This window comes from Leptospira soteropolitanensis (assembly GCF_026151655.1).
GTDB classification, from domain to species: domain Bacteria; phylum Spirochaetota; class Leptospiria; order Leptospirales; family Leptospiraceae; genus Leptospira_A; species Leptospira_A soteropolitanensis.
The window spans coordinates 246,111-268,985 of the sequence record NZ_JAMQPN010000003.1 but is presented as its reverse complement, the minus strand read 5'-3'; the positions used below and the strand labels follow the sequence as shown (position 1 = coordinate 268,985).

At 33.8% G+C, this 22,875-nt stretch carries 14 protein-coding genes; 10 read left to right on the top strand and 4 right to left on the bottom strand.

Annotated features, from left to right (window positions below; translation table 11 throughout):
- Together ND811_RS09700 and ND811_RS09695 are read right to left on the bottom strand one after the other, a co-directional pair.
- Positions 1 to 3,306, bottom strand: a complete 3,306-nt coding sequence (locus ND811_RS09700) for an exodeoxyribonuclease V subunit gamma (RefSeq protein WP_265351902.1) — start codon at positions 3,304 to 3,306, stop codon at positions 1 to 3.
- 341 nt (positions 3,307 to 3,647) lie between these two features.
- Entirely contained in the window at positions 3,648 to 5,369 is a 1,722-nt protein-coding gene (locus ND811_RS09695) for a CocE/NonD family hydrolase (RefSeq protein ID WP_265351903.1), read from the bottom strand.
- 169 nt (positions 5,370 to 5,538) lie between these two features.
- Here ND811_RS09695 and ND811_RS09690 point away from each other — a divergent pair, with 169 nt between their 5' ends.
- Positions 5,539 to 6,633, top strand: coding sequence for a helix-turn-helix domain-containing protein (locus tag ND811_RS09690; RefSeq protein ID WP_265351904.1), 1,095 nt, complete (start codon positions 5,539 to 5,541; stop codon positions 6,631 to 6,633).
- 72 nt (positions 6,634 to 6,705) lie between these two features.
- Here ND811_RS09690 and ND811_RS09685 read toward each other — a convergent pair whose 3' ends face one another.
- Positions 6,706 to 10,083, bottom strand: a complete 3,378-nt coding sequence (locus ND811_RS09685) for a hypothetical protein (protein WP_265351905.1) — start codon at positions 10,081 to 10,083, stop codon at positions 6,706 to 6,708.
- A complete protein-coding gene (locus tag ND811_RS09680) occupies positions 10,080 to 11,048 on the bottom strand; it encodes a ligand-binding sensor domain-containing protein (RefSeq protein WP_265351906.1) in 969 nt (322 codons plus the stop codon). The genes ND811_RS09685 and ND811_RS09680 overlap by 4 nt, the downstream gene beginning before the upstream one ends.
- Before the next feature lie 422 nt (positions 11,049 to 11,470).
- Between ND811_RS09680 and ND811_RS09675 the strand changes: the two genes are divergently transcribed.
- The 9 genes from ND811_RS09675 to ND811_RS09635 all read left to right on the top strand — a co-directional run bounded on the left by ND811_RS09675 (position 11,471) and on the right by ND811_RS09635 (position 22,845).
- The gene (locus ND811_RS09675; RefSeq protein WP_265351907.1) at positions 11,471 to 12,631 is read left to right on the top strand and encodes a DDE-type integrase/transposase/recombinase; all 1,161 of its coding nucleotides are present in this window, start codon (positions 11,471 to 11,473) and stop codon (positions 12,629 to 12,631) included.
- A gap of 180 nt (positions 12,632 to 12,811) precedes the next feature.
- Entirely contained in the window at positions 12,812 to 13,990 is a 1,179-nt protein-coding gene (locus ND811_RS09670) for an IS481 family transposase (protein WP_265351908.1), read from the top strand.
- A 302-nt stretch (positions 13,991 to 14,292) separates the two neighbouring features.
- Positions 14,293 to 14,760, top strand: a complete 468-nt coding sequence (locus tag ND811_RS09665) for a hypothetical protein (RefSeq protein ID WP_265351909.1) — start codon at positions 14,293 to 14,295, stop codon at positions 14,758 to 14,760.
- Positions 14,761 to 14,998: 238 nt separating this feature from the next.
- Entirely contained in the window at positions 14,999 to 16,279 is a 1,281-nt protein-coding gene (locus tag ND811_RS09660) for a hypothetical protein (RefSeq protein WP_265351910.1), read from the top strand.
- A gap of 187 nt (positions 16,280 to 16,466) precedes the next feature.
- On the top strand, positions 16,467 to 17,711 hold the full coding sequence (locus ND811_RS09655; RefSeq protein WP_265351911.1) for a hypothetical protein: 1,245 nt from the start codon (positions 16,467 to 16,469) through the stop codon (positions 17,709 to 17,711).
- Between the two features lie 209 nt (positions 17,712 to 17,920).
- Positions 17,921 to 18,634 (top strand): DUF6414 family protein, encoded by a 714-nt coding sequence (locus tag ND811_RS09650; RefSeq protein WP_265351912.1) that lies wholly within the window; start codon positions 17,921 to 17,923, stop codon positions 18,632 to 18,634.
- 2 nt (positions 18,635 to 18,636) lie between these two features.
- The gene (locus tag ND811_RS09645) at positions 18,637 to 19,743 is read left to right on the top strand and encodes an AAA family ATPase (protein WP_265351913.1); all 1,107 of its coding nucleotides are present in this window, start codon (positions 18,637 to 18,639) and stop codon (positions 19,741 to 19,743) included.
- A 289-nt stretch (positions 19,744 to 20,032) separates the two neighbouring features.
- Complete coding sequence (locus ND811_RS09640) at positions 20,033 to 21,127, top strand: dsDNA nuclease domain-containing protein (RefSeq protein ID WP_265351914.1); 1,095 nt, start codon at positions 20,033 to 20,035, stop codon at positions 21,125 to 21,127.
- 20 nt (positions 21,128 to 21,147) lie between these two features.
- Positions 21,148 to 22,845 carry a coiled-coil domain-containing protein gene (locus ND811_RS09635; protein WP_265351915.1) on the top strand — a complete coding sequence of 566 codons (1,698 nt, stop codon included), beginning with the start codon at positions 21,148 to 21,150 and terminating at the stop codon, positions 22,843 to 22,845.
- The last annotated feature ends 30 nt before the right edge of the window (positions 22,846 to 22,875 follow it).

Below are 22,875 nucleotides of genomic sequence, written 5' to 3'. Positions count from 1 at the left end.
TTAAAAACCTTTTTTTAAAAGTGGTGTAAAAATCTTAAATACGGAACTGAGAGAAAAACTTTCCAATAGAACTTTTGTATAAGGTGATAGTTTCATCAATGGATTTTCAAACTGTAAAACTGTCTCTATTTCTTCTGATAAAAACTCCTTCCACAATTGTTCTGCCATCTCTAAATTTTCTCCTAATTCCTCATAGTTATATTTAGAAAAGAAAAGGTTTAGACCTGCAGTGGGAATGTACTTTGGATTCTCTTCAATGATCAATCGGTAAATGGAATTTAAATAAGATTTACAATCTTCGGTTTTGAGTTCAGTAAAATCAAGCAAGCTGTCATTTTTAAAATCCTTTGCATTAGCAGGAATAATGACCAAACGATTTCCTGTAACTCGGTATAGGCAGGCGCTTAGCAGTGCATAAGCCATTTTGCCTAGATAATCTTTTAAATATTCGTTTGGGAATTTAGGTTTATCATATAAACTACCTGTATAAAACCAATAATAGATTCCTTCTTTTTCGATAATGTTTTCCCATTCTCCGACAATCCGATGTGAATCTGTGATTTGATAAGATGGTAGTTTTTTGCAATCGCGAAGACCGGTGTCTCCAATGGAAATTGCTTTAAAATAGGACAAGTTATCTTTATTAAAAAAGAGAGACTCTTTTAGGAAACGAAATCTTTCTGCCACAACTTCCAGCTCTTCTAATAAAACCTCAGAAGAAACGATATGGAAGGCTCCATAAGGAAATTTGGCATTTTGTTCTGCCTTCCGTGTAAGCTCCTTTAGGTGGGATTGGATCAAGTTTCCGTCCCAAATCCATTCCCTATCAGTCACTAAGGATTCGGTAAAAATTGGGATAAAGATAGATTTGATCGTGAATATCTCTAATGAATTCAGCCGAAAAGGTTCTTCTGTTACATTTTCATCTTCTTCCCAAATTTTACCAAGGTTTTGTATGAGAGGGCGAAGGATCGGATTTCTTAATCCATTAGTAAGTTCTTGAATAGAGATTTCATCAGTGATTGTTTGGGTAAATTCTACTGTTGTTAGTTGGTTTGGATCAGTAAATTCTGGATTTGGTAAGGCTTCATTATTCTCTCTAAATCTTTCTAAATTGCGAACATAGTCAAATGAAGGGAAAAGTTTATCGTCATAAAATTGGCTATACGATGTTAGTGGTAGTTCAATTGCTTCCTTAATTGCCATTGCGGTCATTACTTCAAATAGAGTAGAACATGGCTCAAATTCTTTATCTTCTAAAGTATTTTTTCCTACGTAAGAAAATGTGATACTTTCTTCGGCAGATAAGATGGACTCCCAAAACAGAGATTCTTGGATTTCCCTTCGATTGAGATCCCAAGGTTTAGAGTCAAACCTTCGTAAGTTAAATCTAGATCTGTCTACAGAACCAGGGAATTTACCTTCACCAAGGCCTGCTATATATACATGTAAAAAAGGAATAGGGCGCATCGGTTGCAAAAGTGAAACGGTAACACCTTCCGTTAGATAGTTACCTCGATGCATGGGGATTTCTGAAAAAACTTCTTCAGTAATCAAAGATATCATTTCTAAAAAATCTTTCGTATGATTCCAATCAGATTGACACCAAGACTCTATTGACTTTAGCCATTGATTGAAATAAATACGTTCCCTTTCCCAATCACCATCAAATGAAAATAGATTTTGGAATAAACTTTCAAAAGTGATATAACGTTCTTCTTTTGGTATTTTTAATAACTTATCTTTTATTTCCGATTTAATTTGTTTAATTCGATTCCAAATTTCGACAAATCGAATGATGGTTTTGTCGGAAGAAATGGGTTTTGTAACAATATTAAGTTTTTCCCAAGCTGACTTTTCATCAGCAATCATGGAAACCACTGCCCGTTTTAGGCCAAAAGATATTGTATAAGGATTGTATTCTTTTTCTTCCTCATAGATGGAACCTAAAGAATCAATTAGTTCTAAAACTTGGAGAGAAGTTTCTTCTCCATCAGATTCTTGGTTGCCTACTACAAGTGGGTTTTTGAACAATATATGAATGTCTTCTTTTTCAAATCGATCATTTGCCAAACAACGAAATAGTGTGGATAAAGCTAAATACAATTGCGATGTATCTTTTGCAACCAAGTCAGTAATCGAGTAGGGTATCTTTAGTAAGTTTGGTAAATTTTCTTTTTTTTGTGTAGTATAAATTCCTCCATCGAAAACCCATTCAATGGCTGCGCGATATTCATTCATATTCGGAACCAAAATGGCAAAGTCTAAAAGGTTAAGTTTTCCTTTGCTTAAACTTATTTTATTTAGTATATCGTGAGCTATCGATTCTATCTCTCGATAAACGGATGGAGCATTCCAAACTCGCACCGTTTGGTCTTCCAAATAGTTTTCTTCTTTTAGTGATTCTTCTAGTAAAATTGCTTTTAGTTTGGAAAGCATTCCTCCGCTCACGAATTTAGATTTTTGTTTGCTGTAGGACTCCGACGAAAATTCTTTTGCTAAATAAGATTGAGGTTTTGAAAACTTGGAAAGATAGTTTTTTGTTTTCTCTGGGCTTTTACCGATAACTTTTCCGTTATGGAATTGATAAACATGGACCGTCAGTTTTGAATCTGTAGCCAGTGCTGTTTCTTTTATAAAATCAATATATGTGCCTGATAAGTTGGATAAACAAAACAGGTGTAAGTTGCCACTTAAAGAAAGTTTTTTGCCTTCTTCTAGATAACGAAATAGGTTTTTCGGTTTTGAGTTTTCTTTATAGATTTCATTATAAATCTGTTTTTCTAGCTCCCAATAAGGATCTTTTCTTAAATCACTTGGAACATTTTTAGATTCCATGCCAAGCCAGTCTTTAATCCACTCCTCTCGATTGAGTTCATAATCTTTGAAATATTTTGTTAAGACATCGGCTAGATAATATAATTTTGGAATCTCTTCCAAATACTGCTCCATTTCAGGAAAATTTTTTAACAATTGGTTTTGTTTTTGGTAGAGTAAGGAAAAACAATCTCTTTTTAAAGTTTCATATTGGTATAAAACTGTGGTTTCCTCATATATTTGTATATTCAAAGAGTTAAATATGATTTTTAAAATAGCTTTTTCTAGAAACGTAAATTCAATATTGAGAGAAAGTTGTGAGGCATCAAACTTTGGTAAGTTGAGTCTTAGCCAAGGAATTAGGTTTTGGTTCGGTACTACGACGAGTGGTCGTTTGAGTGGGTTTACTCTTTGGTCTTTTGTAATTTGTTTCCCAAGTTCAGTGGTGATTTCACCTAGATGAAGGCCAGCATAATAATGTATTGGCAACGCAGTTCCCTTTATTTATGAATCATACAAAGTCTGACCTTGGAACGAACCAAGTCCATTCTAATCTGGTGTCGGATATAGAAAAATAAATTAGGTGGGGCGCCAATTCCGGCTATCCGCTGCAATCTTTCGCATCCGCGAAAGGATTTCCGCTACTATCCGGGGCGCTCGTATTTGAGAATCCTTTACAAAAGAAAGGGAGAGGTGATTCCTCTCCCCATAAATAAGCTAACAGCTTACATACGAGATTGAACCTATTCCTAATATTGCCATTTCGACGGTCGAAAAGGTTATGAATGTTTCAATTTAGTTGGATTGCTTTCATTCTTTATTCAATTTCCTCATTCACTTTCAAAACGAAGGGTCGATGCAGTCGAAGTGCTATGTTTGAAAGAAGTTGTATAGAGAGAAATTGGTTTTGGTACCGCATACATAGGATCTAAATTGTCGATGGCAAGACCGATACGGCTTCCTACAGGGAAGTCATGAGCAACAGCTTGTAAATCAACACTTAGGTCGGTATCTTTTCCTTTGACTCCGAAAAGTGTAGCGGTTCCATGAGAAATTAGTTTTCCTGTTCCCCAAATATCCACTTCGTAAAGATACACGACAACATGCGGAGAATTGTCAGAACTATTGATTCGACCTTTGTAAAAAGTCCGACCTCTTACTTTCAGTGGATTTGTTAATTTATCAGAAAGATAAACCATCGCATTGGTGCGATCAATCAAGTTGACATTGGTTGTAACCGGCACAGAAACAGCTCCGTCCAAAATTTCTGATAGAAGGGGAACGCCTGTTGTAGCGCTAGTTCCACCAGATAGTATCGTATCAGATTCGTTTGTTGTATTTGCAGTCGTTGTGATTTTTCCCGGACTTAGTATACCCATTGGTCTTAAATGGTAAGTTCGTTCCACTTTATTTGGATTTGGCCAAGTCGAATAAGTAACCCTTGTATCAGAAAATCTTTTTTGGATAGAGACCTTTGGTTTTGACATGATCCCGTTTTGAATTCCTTTTAACCAATAATCAAACCAATCATATGCATTGGTCCAAACATAATTCTCAATTCCAAGAACGCCACCGATTTCTGCTGTAGCATGAATTCCATTATTCAAATCTAATTTTTTGGGGACAGTTAGTTGTTCAAAGTATGGTAGGATTTGGTTTGGTTGAAAAAGATTATCTTGAGAATTGTTAGAGATATAAACTGGTTTTCCAGCTGCATTCAAGGCAGCAACAGTACTGTTTGGTGAACGTTCGCTAGCCCAAGCTAAAACAGTTGCCACATCGTTTGTATCTAACAGTTTTCCAAAATTTTCTGCAATGATTGGATCCATTCTTCCTGTGATATAACCTGCAGTAACGAGGAGGAGTCCCCATACAAGTCTTGGTGTTTGGTTTCCATAAAGAGAATCAGGTAAACTTCCCCATCCACTCATAGCAATAGCAGTTTTGATTCTTGGTTCTTTGCTAAGCCCGAGTAAGGAGATTCCGGCTCCATAAGAAATGCCAGCTATACCAATGTTTGTTGCATCAACTGGCGCATTTGTAAGTAAAAAATCAACTCCTTTAGAAAGATCAGACATGTCTTTCGGGCCAGCAACATTGATAAGCCCTCCAGAGGTACCAAATCCTCTTGTGTTGTAACTGAATACAACGTAACCTTTTTTGGCAAGTTTAGCGGCAGGTACAATGTATTCGTATTCATTGAGAGCCCAACTGTTTACAAAGATCACAGCAGGGAAGGGACCTGCTCCTGACTTCGGAATGAATAAGTTCCCCGTGATTTTGACACCATCATTACTGAGAAACGAAATGTTGTCATTGAACGTGAAACTTCCATCATTCTCTTTTGCAAATGCAGATTGAATGTCTTTGGTTAGTGCTGCATTACTTTGTTTTAGGACTTCTGGAGAAACAGAAGATCCCGAATTGACTCCATTTAACACACCTAATACGGCTGCATTTCCACTAGAGTTTTGGTTTCCATTTTGTCCGCAGGCTATAAGGAGGATGACTCCCAGTGGCAAAAGCAGACGGTAGATTTTTTGCTTTTTCATAATTCGCCTCTGAATTGGCCCAAATTTACCATAAATGACCATATCTTGCGTCCAAAATGACGATTTTGGACAGATTTTTAGGTCTAAAATCATAATTTTGTACTAATTCTCTCTACGGAAAGCCTCCAAAAGGTTGACGGTTGCGTGCATTTCGTACGATTTTTCGATCATGTGGGAATTCTTCGGTTCTTGGCTCCAGTTTGGAGCTTGGTATCACTTTATATTGGGAATTGGTATCCTTGTAAAAGAAAAAGGATCCAAAGGATTTCCTTTTGCTATGATTGCTGCCTTTTCTGGTGGGATTTTGATTTTATACGCCTATCGTCTGTTTGCTGGCATAGAATTTGAAACTTTTATTTTGAATCAAGGGTATGTCCCTGTGATTTATTTAATTCCTGGGAGTATGCAGTATACAATCGAACAGTTTTTGAGTACAGAACCTGTCCCTTTTAAAAAATTGTATCGTTTATATCCTACCTTTCTTGTTTTTCTTTTACTATTAACATTACAATGGTTTGCACCAAATACTCTTTCGCAAACAATGAATCAAAGTTTTGCGGGAGAACCTATTTCTTTTCCCGAAATTATATCCATTTTAGGTTGTCTCTATTGGATGGGTGTTTTTCTAGGAATGATTTATCAATATAGAAATATCCTTTATAATAATCCGAATCAAGAGGCAAAGTTAGGAGTTCAGATTCTCGGAATGATTTTAAAAGGGAACATTACCTTTGCTGGTTTTATTCTCCTTAGTACTATTTTACGATGGCATTACGGAATCTATTTTACTGCAGGGCTTGCTACACTTATGGCAGTTATTGCTTTTATCGGAACAGAAATCAACCACGAGTTATTTAAAGATATTCTTCCCGGTCTTAGGCAATCTTATCGTACTTCTCGTATTCTAAACTTAGATTTAGAGAAATTACAAAAAGACCTCGATTACTTATTGAAAGTCGAGTGCGTTTACCGAGAGGAAGATTTGAGTTTAGCATCTCTATCGGAAAAATTAGGAATCAAGGATTATCAACTCAGCGAGTACATCAATGCTTTTTTGGGAATGAACTTTAATCGTTTAATCAACGAGTGCCGTATTGCTGAAGTTTGTCGATTGTTAGAAAAAGAGCCAAAGGCAAATTTACTTTCACTGGCATACCAAGTAGGCTTTAATTCTAAAGCAAATTTTAATTTAGCTTTTAAGTCCCTAAAAAAGAAGTCACCGAGTGAATATGCAAAATCGATTGTAAAAGGTCGAATACCGTAACCATCTTATTTCCATAGCTGCACCAAACTGCCAATGGTTATAAGATGGTTACGATAGATACTAAACAAATCGCTATTTTTTTCCTTTCGGTTTTTTCTTTGATATCGTATAACCTAGAATATGTGCCATATCCCAAACATTTTTCAAATTTGCTTCAGTCGCTTGCATACTTGATTCCGTTTTAGAATCCGGAAGTACAGATTGCAGGTGAAATTCATTGGTTCCAAATCGTATGGTTTCTTTTGTCAAGTGGATCCATGTGTGCCAACCGTATTCCCTTTGTTCGGGATAAAATGTGAGTAAAATTCCAGGTTCTTTGATCTCTGTCATTTCGGGGATTTTATCATCTAACTTTCGTCTGGCAGCCATTTCTAACATTGTAAAAGTTTCAGAACTTTTTTTTGCTTTTTTCCAATGAGATTCGATACAATCATCTCCTTTTTTACCATACCTTCTCCAGAGTAATGGTAACCTAAGTCCAAGAGATTCTTCATATATACTAGAATCGTAGGAATCATGATTTGTCATTTCTAGACGCCTCTTGATCACTTGAGAGATCGTATCAAAAGAAGATTCACCTTCTAACAAATATAACCTTGCTGCTAATAAATCAGTCCAAACAAACCAATTGGGAGTAGGTTGTTCTAGCAGTTGTTTTATTTCATTTACTTCCATTGTTAAAACCTTTTTCCATTTTAAAGATTCAGGTTCCATCACTCGCATAAATTGTAATAGATAGGCTTTCCATGAGGGTGCTGCATAAGGTAATTGGAAAATTTCCAGAAAGTACGGATAGACACCAGGACCTTGGAAAAACAAAGCTTTGATTGCTTCCCATCTGTCATAAGACCCTGAATATTTATATTCATCTAATGAAAACCGTAAGGATTCTACAAGCCAAGGTCCTCCATATCGGATTACATCTTCATGTTTGTATTTGGTTTCTCGAATTCTCTCAAATACATGTTGGATACTATACTTTTCCGGATGAAGAATTGCTTCTGGTAATTGAGATTTATTTTTTGAAAGTGAGTTTGCATACTTATCAGACGTATCAAATTCTGGAGCATCTTCCCCAGTGAGTATAATCCATGCGCGTCTTGCTTCCACTTCAATGTAACTCCAAGAATAATCAACCATAGGGTCTGGGTCAGCATAAATGTGATACCAAAGATGATCTTTGAATTTTTGAACTTTTTGTTTTCTAATCCATCGAATGATTCCATAAACTCTGACTTGGTCACCTTTGTTTCCAAGGATACGTTCTGCAAAAGTCAAATAATCATTATTATCCGGTTCCAAAAGTAATAATCCTGCTATATAACAGGCTCTTAGATCAATGGCTATACCGGGATAATTAGAGTTTTCCAGTTTTACAAAAAATTCGTTTAACTCTTGTTTTGCCTTTTCAGGCTCCATTTTGGCCCAGGCTAAAGCAGCTTCCGAGATGTTGATGATTTGACTTAATTCGAGATAAGACTTCCTGTCTCCACCTTTGATTTGGAAACTATTTCGAACATAGTTGGCAATGATTTCTGTATGTTCTTTTAGATCTAAGTGAGCACATACAGAAAATGCATTTCCGGCACTTATTCCAAAAAAACCTAGATGATCTTTATAAGTGAAAAGTTTCTGAATCAGTTGGACTGATACTTCATCTAATGTTAAAATTCGTTCTTGTAGTGCTTCATTTAGGTGGGTATAGACAGTGAACATATTGTTCAAGGTCGGTCCTTCTTTTTGTACTTTTTGTCGAATTTCTTTAACATTATCTAATGTCTCAAATGTTCGCCAAGCAGCATCCGCCAAGATGGAAACAGCTTCTTTGTGTTCGCTTTTGATTAATGCTTCTACAACGTATTCTAATCTTGGATCATCTTGTTTGAGTTTATGAACTGCCTCTCTATAAGAAACCATTGCATGGTCGTCGTCTAACATCCCGACTGTTTTTGTAATCCCGCAAAAAGCTTTTTTATTCTCTGCGTCGTATTTCAATCCTTGTCGAAAGGCTGCATTTATAACAATAGAGAGTCGTTTGTCTAACTTTTCTGAATTGTATGGCCATGTATTATAAGCACTATCTGTTCGTTCTCTAAAATAGTCTTCGATCAGTTTTTTTAGGTTTGGATCTTTTTTAGAAATTTCTTTTAGGATAATGTCATGTGTGTTTACATCATCAGGGTATTCTTCGATGATTTTGAAAAGATTTTCCTCAGTCTTTATCCTTGATTCAAGGTCTTTCTTTGAAATAGTGTTAAGATTGGAGAGACCTAAACTATCATTGTATAGTTTAATATTTTTTGGTTCAATTTGTTTTGGGTCAGCGTTGATAAAGCTTTGGGATCGAATTTTTTCTATCTTATCTGAAGGTAGATTGAATAATGACTTGGATTTTCCATCTAAATAGGCAATTACGTGTTCACAAATTTTAGGAATTATTTTTCCTTTTGATTTGTTTGCAAGTTTAATGGTTTCTCTACAAGCATCATCATTTTTTAAATAAAAGTGGTGAAGAATCCAATAGGCTGCTAAATTTGGGAACTTTTTGATATCTTCTTTTTCTTCTTCCCAAAGCGCATAAGAAGGAGCATTTGAGAGTTTATCAGTAAATGCATAAGCAGGTTCGCCATAAGTATGACCAAGTAACCAAGCCGATCTTTCAAACATATCTAGTGAATTGTTATAGATAGGTTTCTTTTCGTATAGTTTTGTAGCTTCTTTTTCGAAAGCCTTAATTATACTCTCTTTGATTTTCGAAGTTAGAATAGGTTCTTTTATTTTTTTATCTGTATCTTCTTCTTCGAATTCTTGTTCGTTCTCATCCTCGTCATAACTTTCATGTGAATCATTATTCCAATTGTCAGCGATGAAATGTGAAATGGAAAAATAGGGAAGGTTTTCTAATTCGCCAATTTCATGATTATAGTAATTTACCTCTACCGATTCGTTTTCATTAGGCAAAAGATTGATCCAACAAGTGTCGCCACCTCCATCCGAAGCAAAAGCAAAAGAGCCGTTGAATAAAAACATGAGTCCACTGTAAGTGCCGACCAACCAAGAGAGTATTTCTTCCGGGTCCTTAATTTTTGTTAATCTAGCTGCGGAGGAAATAGCATAATCAAAACCACCATCTTCATCTTCTTCCATTTCCTCCTCTTCTGCAGAGTGATGGTCAATCATGTTCCAAACATCGGCTACTTCATACATAATCGATTTATAGGCAGTTTTTACATTTTCCCATTCCAGAATTTCTTTTCCAGGTCGAAAACCATACATGGTTTCAAATTCTTTCAAAAAACTTTGGTCTAGTTTATTTTTAGTTTTATCAAATACCTTCTGGAATTTATCTCTAAGCGATTGGAACACTAACATCCGATCTATCATAATTTCTTTTAGATTTCCTGAGTAAAAATCAGACTTTTGTAAATTGAGTTGTGTGGGTTGTTTCATATTGTGAGTTCCGCGTTAAATGTTAAAAAGGATTCTGAGTAGTGGTTCCCATAAATTTTGAACCAATAATCTCCCGAATTATCGATCTCAAGGCGTAGTAAATTTAAATCTGAATTCAATTTTTCATGTAGGGGGTGAGGGGTAAGAGTCAAAGTATCTAAATTAAAATTTAACAAATATTTTTTTGATATTTTTTTGTTTCTTTCCTTTAATAACAAAACCAAATTAGATTCGTTTTGAATAAATACATCTATAAACTCTAAGTATGAGCCAAAATATGTTTTCATTGTTTCATCATATAAATCAAGTAAACTCTTTAGTTCCCCATCGCTGTTTCTTACTTCCAACTTTGAACCAGAAAATAGATATATTGTTTTCGAATTGATTTTGACTTTCATTGGGGCAACACTTGGTGCAAATTCAGAAATCAATTTCCCATTTAGGTCTAATATATACGCAATTTCTGTATTCCCTTCTGTAACTAAAATTTTATCATTACTAATTTGTTTTAGATTATATAGATTTTGAAATTCCAAATCGCAATTCAAGATTTCCCAATTTGTCCCATTCCATCTATGGATTTGTTTTCTCCCGCTTGTATTGGCAAAAATAACGTAAGTGTAGATTCCAAGATTCAAAATCTGGTATGGAGATGGGTTTGCTAACTTTGGAGAAGGAAGACTAAAAAATTGATCGTCTCTGAAGTATAATATAGAATTCGAAGATCCAAACAATACATTATCAGGATTTGAATCAAATGGATTGTCGCTTGCTAAGTAATAACCAATAGGGAATTCGAATCTTGTGATTTGGGTTTCATCGATTTTATAAAGAATTGGGCTTTGGTTCCAAGAACCAATCCATAGATTCCCATTGTGATCTCTTTCAAATAAGATTCTCTCAAAACCTGTTACTATAGAATCTCTTTTGATGTTGTAAGTTATTTTTGTTTTTATTTCTTGCATAATTCTAAAAATATAAATGCAAAATGAAAACTATGTCCGATTAGGCAATTTATTTTTTATTTTAGAGTTTTTGAATATAGAAACCATGAATATCACTACAAGCATAACGTTTCGTCTTAAAATTTATAACAAACTTTACAATTATTAAAAAATGAAAAAGTCTCATAGAATTCTTTGAGACAAAAAGTAAAAAATTATTAACTTTTATAGAGAATTAAAAATATACCAATTGTTATAGGCTGGTTTTTGAATACGGAATCAAAGTGTAACCCACGTGAGTGATCTAATGTGTTACCGATGGCCTTTCTATACGGCCGGGTCCGTGCTAGTTTCATCCCTTACAAATTGATCTCACTACATCCTTTACAAACAAGAATCTAATTCTTCGATTCAGAACACGATGTACACACCAGGAGTGTGTCATGGCTTGGAAGGAAACAAACGTGTTTGAAGAAAGAATGAAATTTGTTGTCGCTTGGAAACGTGGTGGTTGGTCTCTCACTGACCTTTGCCATGAATTCAGTATCAGTCGAGTGACTGGGTATAAATACTTAGAACAGTATAAGCTGTATGGGATCGATGGGTTAAAAGATAAAAGTCGAAGACCGAAACACCATCCTCACCAAACTCGAAAGAAAATCATTGAACTAATCTTACAAGAGAGAAAAGACCATCCACGGTGGGGAGCAAGAAAACTCTTAGCATCACTTTCAGCTCGGTTTCATATGATTAAAAAATGGCCTCATCCAAGTACTGTGGGTCGTATTCTGAAACAAAACAACTTTATTAAACCTCCCAAAAGAAGGATCCGTAAACAATCCATCGATCAACCATTCTCGCATGCGCTCGGACCCAATGATATTTGGTGCGCTGATTTTAAGGGCCATTTCACTGTTGGGGATGGAGAAAGATGCACACCATTAACCGTCACAGATGCCTATAGCCGCTTTTTACTCTGTTGTGAGATTGTTTCCAAAGCAGATACGACCAACGTAATCAATGAATTTACGAAGTTATTTAAACTTTATGGGATGCCACTTGCGATTCGAACGGACAACGGTCCACCATTTGCTTCGAATGCACTTGCTGGCCTTAGTAAACTTTCTGTTTGGTGGATCAAACTAGGCATTAAGTTAGAGAGAATTGAGCCAGGGAAACCACAACAAAATGGTAGGCATGAAAGAATGCATAAAACCTTAAAGGAAGAAACGGCTTTGCCTCCAAGGTCTAGTTTAGAGACACAACAAAAAGCATTTCGAGACTTCCAAAAAGAATTTAATTATCTAAGACCACATGAAGGAATACAAAATTCTTTTCCTGCTGACCATTACCGAAAGTCTACAAAGAAGTTCCCAAAACGGATTGTAAAAGCTTCTTATCCAACAAACATAATGATCGGAGAAGTCAATGACATAGGGAATCTTCATTTTGAAGGTCATCGGATCTTTTTATCTTCCGCACTTGCATTAGAGGAAGTCGGTCTGGAAGAGATCTCAGATAGACATGTGAAGATTCATTTTTATGGAGTGAGTCTTGGAGTAATAGACCTTTATACAGGAAAATTGTTGCAATTTAAAAACTAAAGTGCCATCCTCTTTAACGTCTGAATCAGGATTTTAGTCATACTTTTTGTAAAGTATGTACCAGGACAAAACTGTAAAGGATGTACGAGTACACTCAAAATGGTATGGATAGGTCAGATAGGTAACAAAAGAGACAACTCACATAGGTAACACTTACATTGAGTATCGGAGGAGAATCCGATGCCTTGGAAGGAAACCAAAGTGATAGAAGAAAGAATCAAGTTTATAGCAGCTGTTAAAAGTGGTAATTGGTGTTTTGCAGATCTTTGCAGAGACTTTAACATATCAAGAAAGACCGGATATAAATATTTAAAAAACTATGAGTCTCTAGGAATTGATGGACTCAAAGACAAATCCAGAAAACGAATCACCCAATCAAATGCAACTCCCGAAAAAGTAGTTCGATTGATCCTTGATTTACGTGAAGAACACCCTTCCTGGGGACCAAAGAAACTTCGACCCATCCTAAAAGCTAGATTTCACAGGCTAAAACACATTCCCAGTGAAACAACGATTGGCAATATATTAAGAAAAAAGGGACTTATCAAACCCAAGAAAAAGCGACAAAGAGTACCGCAGTCTCTCTTTCCTTTCTCTGATGTGGTTGCACCTAATGATGTTTGGTGTGTTGATTTTAAAGGTCATTTTACTGTCGGGAATGGGGATCGTTGTGATCCTTTGACAATCACAGATGCTCATAGTCGTTATCTTCTTGCTTGCGAAATCTTAAATAAAACGAATGTGGAACAAACAAAAGCCGTATTTGAAAGGGTTTTTAAAGAGCATGGACTACCAATTGCCATTAAGTCTGATAATGGCGCACCCTTTGCGAGTAAGGCGATCGGTGGCCTCACTAGTCTTTCTGTTTGGTGGTTGAAGTTAGGAATTCGACCGGAAAGGATTGAGCCAGGCAGACCCTCTCAAAATGGTCGTCATGAAAGAATGCACAGAACTCTTAAAGAAGAAACGGCTCTTCCTCCAAGATCAAGTTTAAATGCTCAACAGAGAGCCTTTGATAACTTTTGCGATGAGTTTAATTATATACGTCCTCATGAAGCTTTGGGTTTCTTGACTCCTTCAAAAGTATACAAACCATCCATACGTGAATTTCCTAAAAAGATTCTGGAAGTTGCTTATCCAACTCATATTGTCACTGATAAAGTTCATGAAAGTGGTTTTGCTCAATATGGATCCCATCGTATCTTCTTTGGGAATCCTTTTATTGGAGAGGTGGTTGGCTTTGAAGAGGTCTCTGACAGGCATTGTCGTCTTTATTTTGCGAACGCAATCCTTGGAATTTTAGATTTGTATACGAGTAAAGTGTTGAAATACCAGAGGTTATTGTATAGAATTGACTAATAAAAGTGTCACCCATGTGAGTGATCTAAAGTGTTACCGATGTGCCTTTCTATACAATAGCCTATCGCCTGTTATGCGACATAATCTATATTATCGGAAGAAGCATATTGCCTCATAATTTATAGTATCTGAAAAATTAACTTCTATATTACGAGATATAAGCTAATATAGCAGCAGAAGGTTTTATAGTAGAGGTTTAAATGGCATAACGGATATAGTTCGTTGACCGAAATTCCCGCCAAATATATTCTGGTTAGGTGCCAGCGAACATCGTGTTCGTTGGCAAAAATAGGAGTAACAAAATGTCTGCTAAAAATTTCATCTTATTGTCTCTCTGTATTTGTGTCTTTTCTATTTATACAACCCTAAATAGCCAAGAGGAGAATAAAAAGGATTTTGGAAATTTATCTTTTAAAAATGGATCAATTTATCGCGGCGAACACGATGGAAGTATTCCCGACGGTGAAGGAGTATATATTGCCGCTGATTTAAGCGTAATTAAAGGAACATTTAAAAAAGGTGTGCTCGTTGGACATGGGATTTCAATTAATGACTTAGATTTGAAATTTCCTCAAGACTATAGACCGTATAAAGCTTATCAAATCATGGTGGGAATGCATTCAGAAAAAGGTAGTATACTGGATGGAGCAAGGATCGAATCAATACCCAATAACAAAATTATTTTTCCAAAGGGTCTGGGTAAAGTTGTAGTTAATCAAATTAAGCTCGGAAGCAGTATTGATAATACAATAAAATCATATGAATGGTAGCTAATCTTATTATGAAGCAAAAAACGTCATCAGCGCATTCAAAAAATTCAAAGGATTTCCATGAATTAACTTTTGCTCAACAGGCAAGTTCAATCACAGCCATGATAAATAATCTTTCAAATGCAATGAAACATCATATAAAAAATTCAAATAATATAGAAAGACAAAACTAAAATGTCAGAGCCAAGTTAAACGATTCTCTGATCGAATTTATAAACTTTAATAATAAAGAAAAAATATGCCTAACCTTACACTTTTCAAATTTAAATTTCTGTCAAAATTTTCCTTATTCTCTCTGTCAATATTCATGGTTCTTACTTGTTCATCAAATCAGAATCGACAAAAAATTATAGCATACGAAAATCCTCTAGTCGACGTATGTCCAAACTATGGAAGTCTAGATACTCAATCTGAACAATTCAAAAAAGCTACACATTTTACTTATGAATTAAACACAGACCCAGCATTCCAGCAGGTTGCAATTAAGTATGGCTCGAATTACATACAATCTGTCTACGTAACAAGTGCCAGTAACGCAAAATCAATTAAAAATATTAAATTATGGAATACTTTCAAAGCTGAATATAAACTTTTTTGTCCAAATGTATCAAATCGACCAGAATGGTATTTCGAAACAGAATCTAAATTTGTGAAAGTAATGCTAATAGAATGTTCCAACAAAGAATATAGTATCGCAGAAAAATGTTTTGCCAATACCATCAATGATACTGAAATAAAGACTCTTCCTGTATTCTTCGAAATCCTAAATGAGGAAAACAAAAAGCCTCTATCGAATTGGCAAATTGTAAAATATCTTAAAACTGCTTATTCGACCGATAATGAAATTCTATTCAAGCTACATCTTTACGACGCGAAAGAAAGAATCAAAATTGAAGACGTAAATAAGGAACTAAAAACGAAAAATGTATTCAAAGTATTAAAATCTGCAGAAGAATTAGATCAGCCAAAATTCAAAACTTCTTTGAACTATACTCTTTATTCTTCCATTTTTCGAAAATTTGAAGATTTGAAAAATGAAACTCTAAATCTTCAAAAAATGGATGATGATATTAAACAAAAGAGTAATAATTCTGGAGTCTGCAGTTACCTTGTTTTTGGTGAATTTATAAAAATGCTAGGTAATACCCATATTTTTAAAGGATCATCTCGTTGGAACGGCGACGGTAGTCAATGTGAAGCACAAAAACTAGCGTTTAAAAACAATTATGCAGGTATTGTTCAAGATGATTTCCTTGGTATCACTAATCCTGAAAAAAATGATTATAGATCTCCTACCTTAGTAGCTTTAGGAAAAGCATATTTAATCAACCAAGTCACCCTCACAAATGGAATTAAAATTTACGTTTTTACTAAAACTCCACCAACAGATTATGCAAGAAAAGAAGCAGAAATTAAAAAACTTACGGATTCTAAAAATCTAATGTTAGAAAATATAAACAAAGCATGGCCAATACTAGAAAAGGAACTAGCAAATCTAAATATAAAGATTTTAGATTAAAATTCTCTTTGTCTTTATATTTAGTTAAACTAATCTATCTATTTCCTGATAACCCTATTTCGAATGAGTATTTAAAAATGGCATAAACTTCGCATAATAGTATGTTGCCGCTTCGCTTCGGGACTTACGCCCTCGCTCGGTCTCCGACACATAGGCTTCTGGCACTCCCCTTGCCTGCGCAGGTGTAGTGGCCAGTCCCGAAGGGACTCAGGGGCGGGGAACTTCGGTAACATTAGTTCGTTATGCGATATTGTTCTCAATCTCAATGAAGTATATAAATAATTCTATAAAAGTTAAAATTAATAGGGAAATACAAGATTTAATTGTTTCATTACCCGAAAACGCAAATATTTATATTTTCGAAATGTTGCTGACTGGAGGAATAATTAACAACGGAAAATTTCATAATTTTAATGAAAAACGCGATTTTGTAAATTACCATCCCGACGACACTATAGAAATTCTTATTAAATATCTAAATTATGCTGATAAAATTCTAGAATTCTATCAGGAAAAGGAGGATTGGCTTAATAACTCTGAAATAAAATATATAGATCTATTCTATTTGGAACACTTATTTAAATCAGTATTCTCTAACCTTTATTACAAATATATCGATATTCCCTTATCCTTTGACGAAAAATTGCATTATTTACCTTTTGATTGTTCTATTTCGGATTTAATTTCTTATAAATACATCAGTTTATTAACAACAAAATGGAATACTAATTCAAACAAATTCAAAAGCATAATTCAAAAATATTATGATCATTCAAAATACGATGTCAATATCCAACGAAAAACCGAAGCATTCACCTCAAAATTCAATTTTAGAGATTTGAATGAATTTAAAAATTATAAAGAAGATCAATTATGCAGCCTAAAAAGAATAATTGAGATTCTAGGCTTTATACCAAATGGAATTGAATTTAACCATCCACTTCAATTTTCAAATAAGATCGCCAAATTATTAATTCAAAACAAAGTAACTGAAATAGACATTCAACATTTTCTTTCTCTTGAAACCTATAATTGGTTTACATCTGTCGAAGGAAGTTGGTTTGATGCTCTCATCAATTCGGGAGTATTAATTGATGCAAAGAGAAATACCAAAATTGGAACTATGGTAAAAGCTAAAGACGGTCATATATGTAGATCAATAAGCGAAAAGGTTATCGACGACTGGTTTCATGATCACGGGATAATTCACGAAAAAGAAGTAAAATATCCAAATAGTAATTTTATAGCAGATTGGAAAGTAGACAATTACTATATTGAATTATTTGGCTTAAAAGGAATTCCAAATTACGATCTTAAAATACTTGAAAAAAAAGAAATAGCGGAAAAACAAGGAATGAACCTAGTATCAATCTATTTAAATGATATTCCATTGTTGAATGAAAAATTTAACTTTCTATTAAGAAATAATTAAGTAAAGAACGCCATCGCATAACAGCGACTTGCCGCTACGCTTCGGAACAAGGCCTCGCTCGGCCTACGGCAAATTCTCCTCCTGGTATTCGCCTTGCTTTCGCAAGCTACATGCCAGTCCCTAACGTCCCGTCGGGACTCAGGGTCTGGGAACTTCGGTAACACTAGTTCGTTATACGACAGTTTATAATCGAATAAAAGAGAAAATTTATGAAAAAAATAGTTTATTTTGATGAACAATCCGCAAGTGACTACATAGATATTAGTCTTGGGGGAAAAAAAATATTAACGACAAGTGAGCTTGTTGAAAAACATAAATCTTTAGATGCAAATGTTGGATCTGCTCTTAAAGCAAAATTCAATTGGATTCCATTTCTCTCAAGTGAGTCTAATGCCTCAGCCCAAACTAAATTTAATTACTTGAGTGATAAAATCATCAATTCAACTATCTCTAATACTATTTTAACAGACTTTATTAATAAAACACAGGACGATGAGAAAATTATCAAATTTGAAAATTGTACACTTTCAGCGTACCCTAATTCTTTAACTTTTTTTAAATTATTCACTCCATATGTAATAATCTCCAAAGATAACGATGAAAAAATTGATGTCACCAAATTAGACGATGCTTTAGAAAAAGGAAAAGGTTATTATGAATTAATTGCAAAGTCAAAAAATATTCAAAACATACTTCGATTCAATATTAAAGCATTCCGAAACAATTACAATCTTTCGGACCTTTTAAAAATGAACCTTAATTATAATGCAATTTTTGTCGGTACATATAAAATTTCAAATTTAGATATGAACAAAGAGTTTAACATAAACAACAAAGAATTTTCACTTTCTGACTTAGAAGAAGAGACACAAGAAGGAGAAGAACTAAATGTCTACGATGTAATTCTCGCTGGAGTTTTATAAACATGAAATCCATAACAATATTCTATGGCCCGAAAAAAAAATTCTTAGAAATCATTCCAAAAGAAAATATCAACAATCTTACTGAAATTGTACATAAAGAAGACGCAGAAAAACGTAACTTTAACTTAAGATCAGGTGACCAGGAAGCCGTAACCTATCCTAAACCTGTAATTGAAAATTTGGTTGCTTTCACGGATGAGTATTCTGGAGTAAATGATCACGTCATATTAAATTTTGTAAATTTTTTAAATAATTTTGAAGTCACAAATTTATTTCTTCAAAATCCGCCAAATATCATACACAAAGAATTAGAAAAAGTACACCCTAAGATTCTGAAATCTAGAAACTTTAAGTATGCTCCTTTATCTATCGCAAAACTTAAAGAAATTTCAAATAACTATGACGATCATGTTATAGGACAGCTCCAAACTAAATCAAATTTAATTCATGCACTTTACCCTATGACAAGAAATCAAAAGCATCCACCCGTTACCCTGTTATTTTATGGTCCTACAGGTGTTGGTAAAACCGAAACTGCAAAATTTATTTCAAAAATATTAGGAGAAAACTTGTTTAGAAAGCAATTATCTATGTTTCAAAATAATGAATTTTCAAATTACCTTTTCGGTGGAAAATTTAATCAACCTAGCTTCTCTCGAGATTTACTGGAAAGAGAATCTAATGTTATTTTATTAGATGAATTTGATAAAGCGAACCCAATTTTTCATAGTGCATTTTATCAAATCTTTGATGAAGGAATTTATGTTGATTCAAATTATCATGTCGATGTAGAAAATGCTATAATAATTTGCACCTGCAATTATTCATCAGAAAAAGAAATAAAAAAGTTTTTAGGTGAACCAATATTCTACCGTTTTGATGGAGTCATCGAATTTACGAAATTAAGCATAGATTCTCTTTCTAAAATTATCACAAAGGAAATACAAAACCAATATTCAAATTTACTAGAGAAAGAAAAAAAAATTATTACTTTAGAAGAAATTCTCGCTAAATTCCTACCAAATGCATCAAAATTTGATAATGCTAGACAAATCAGAAAAATAGTTAAAGATTATCTTTCTAAAATTTTATTCCAAAAAATGAATTAATTTATCGGTAGAAACAAACCGTCGTATAACAGCGACTTAACGCTTCGCTCCGGCACTAGCGGCCTCGCTTGGTCTGCGATACATAGGCTTCTGGCACTCCCCTTGCCTGCGCAAGTATCGTGGCCAGTCCCTAACGTCCCATTCGGGACTCAGGGTCAGCCTACGTCGTTAAGTCTAATTCGTTATCTGCAATGCCGCATAATCATTCCAATAAATAAAAAGGAAAACAACGAAAGATATTTTGACTTAAAATTCACCTAAGGTTGTCGAAAATAAATATTAATCGGCTATGAAAAAGAATATAAAAAATGATTTAGTCAAAAAAGAAGTTAGAGAAAAAGCCGGGGCAATGAGCTCTAATAGATTCGATTTCCAAAAAGACTGGGTTATATGCAAATTAATCGAGTTAAATCAAAAAGATATCGAATTTGCAATTATAATGGAACATCACGAAGATGTCGTTGCAATTAATCCCTTTACAGATCCTCAAGAAATACATTTTTTCCAAATAAAAACCTCTAAAAAAAATTGGACGCTTAATAGTTTAATAAAAAAAGATAAAGAGTTTTCAATACTTGGTAAAATTGCAAACACAAATAAGCATTTCCCCTATGGTAATAGCTTTTATTTCTGTTCAAATAAACCATTTGCATTCGGATTAAAAGATCCAAATCTCAAAAGTGATGATTTCGAATGCATCCCAACCTACTTACTAGATGACAAAACTATAAAAAAACTAAAAGAAAAACTACCTAATGAAGGTCTATCCAATGAAACCGTTGAAAGCTTTATTTCAAAATTTTCACTAATTAGATTAAAAATGGAAATTAATACTCACGCAGAAGTTGCGAAGGCTATGCTAATAGATCACATTGATAAAAAACACGGCGAAGTATATTATCGACCTGGTGTCTTATATAATACTATTTTTGATGAAGTTAAAAGAAAGACCAATTATGAAAATTCAATAAGCAATTTCGATGATCTTATTACAAATAAAGGAATAACTAGTGATCAATTTACTGCAATGATTCAAATGGCCATATCTGATTCGACTCCAAAAATCATAGAGATTCGAAATTTTCTGCAAAACAAGTTGAATTCAGAAAATGCACCTTTGTCATTAGTTGCCACGCTTCTCTCAAATCTCCAAACGATCTATATGGATAGGAAAAACCAACCACAAACTATTCAACGCATTCATAACGAGTATTTTGATAAAGTGGAAACTCTAACAATTGAAGAAATTGACTTAGGTTTATGGGTTAACATAAAATCTATATCTGCAAATTCATTAATTTCAAATATCAAAAGCAAAGAGTATATTTTTACATTAATAGGATTATTAATCTATGAAAAAATCGAACGCACTTCAACTCATTGAAAATTTACGGAAAAAAGAATATGAGAAACTTAAAATTCAACGAAATTCTAATTCTAACTCTAAAAGAGAAGAAAGCATTCCAATTCAAAGTAGGAAAAAAACTGACAGTAGTTCACGGAGGAAATGAATCAGGAAAATCCACTTTACTTAAATCAATTTATTGGGCTTTTGGTGCAGATCCAATAAAGATGCATAAAAATTGGGTGACTCTTGATCCAATAGTCTGTGTAAAATTTAATGTTGATTTAAAGGAATATTCAATTTTGAGGTATAAAAATAAATTTTCAATTTTTTCAAAAGAATCTGGGCTTATTGGAAGTTATTCTTCTGTAGGAAAAGAGCTTACCCCCGTACTATCTAAAATCCTTGGGTATAGATTAATTTTAACAGACAGAAAAAACAAAGCAGTCATACCTCCTCCTGCCTTTATTTTCCTACCTTTTTACTTCGATCAGGACAAAAGTTGGGTGGATGCATGGAGTAGCTTTTCAAGTCTCGAACAATTTACAAATTGGAAAAGTCCTCTAATTGACTATCATTCTGGCATTAAATCTGACGAGTATTACACTTATAAAAGCAAACGGGATTATTTAAAATCTAGGGTTAAGGAAACTGAATCACAAATATTACAATACGAGCGCATAGGAAAAACAATAAGAAAAAGAAATAAGAACATTATACCAGAACTTAATGAAGAAAAATATAAAATTCAAATCCAAAAGCTAATGAAAAGTTTAATGGATTTAAGAATTAAACAAGATGCTGTCCGATTAGAATATCAAAAACTTATCGAACATTTACATTCATTGACTCAACAAGAGTCAATACTAAAAAGTAAAATTCAAAGTATAAATAAAAACTATAAGCACTCTTTAACTTTACCTGAAATTATATTTTGCCCTACTTGCGGAGCAGATTATAAAAACGACTTTGAGACAAGATTTACACTTGCAAACTCTGAAGAAGAATGTATCGAATTCCTCACTGACGTTCAAAATGAAAAAGTATCTTATGAGGAAAAAATAATTAATTTTAAAAATCGACTCAATAATATTGAGCGAGAAGTTTCATTCTTAAATACAGAACTGGAAAGTAACAACGAAAAACTTAGCTTAAAAAAATATCTAGAAATTGAAGGCAAGAATGAAGCTCAAAATACTCTTAATAATTTCAGAGAAAGACTGATAAAAATATTAGGGAATAGAAATCATAAAATTCATAAAATTGATGAGCATTTAAAGGAATTTAGTAATGAAGAAAAGAAAAATATAGTAATTGCCACTTTTGAAAAATCTATGCGTGACAATGTTAAATCATTAAATGCTTCTGGTGTTTCCGAAGAAACATTCAAAAATATAGCTGGGAATATCCGTGAATTAGGAAGCCTCGGTCCTCGAGCATTGTTAGCTTACTACTTCGCATATTTAGAAACTATTATAAAAAATGGATCAGGTTTATTTTGCCCAATAATTATTGATTCTCCTAATCAGCAAGCGCAGGATAAATTAAACCACAAGGCAATTCTAACTTTTATACAAGAAAATCAACTTAAAGATAGTCAAATTATTCTTGGAGTTGAAGAACTACATTCCTTACAGCACAATAAAGACATTATACACTTAGAAGGGAAAAAAAACTTACTCAAAGAAAATCAATACAAGAAAGTAAAAAAAATGTTGGATCCTTATCTAGCATCTATTTTTCAATCAGATAATTAATCTAACCAATAAAACACATCTGATCAACCC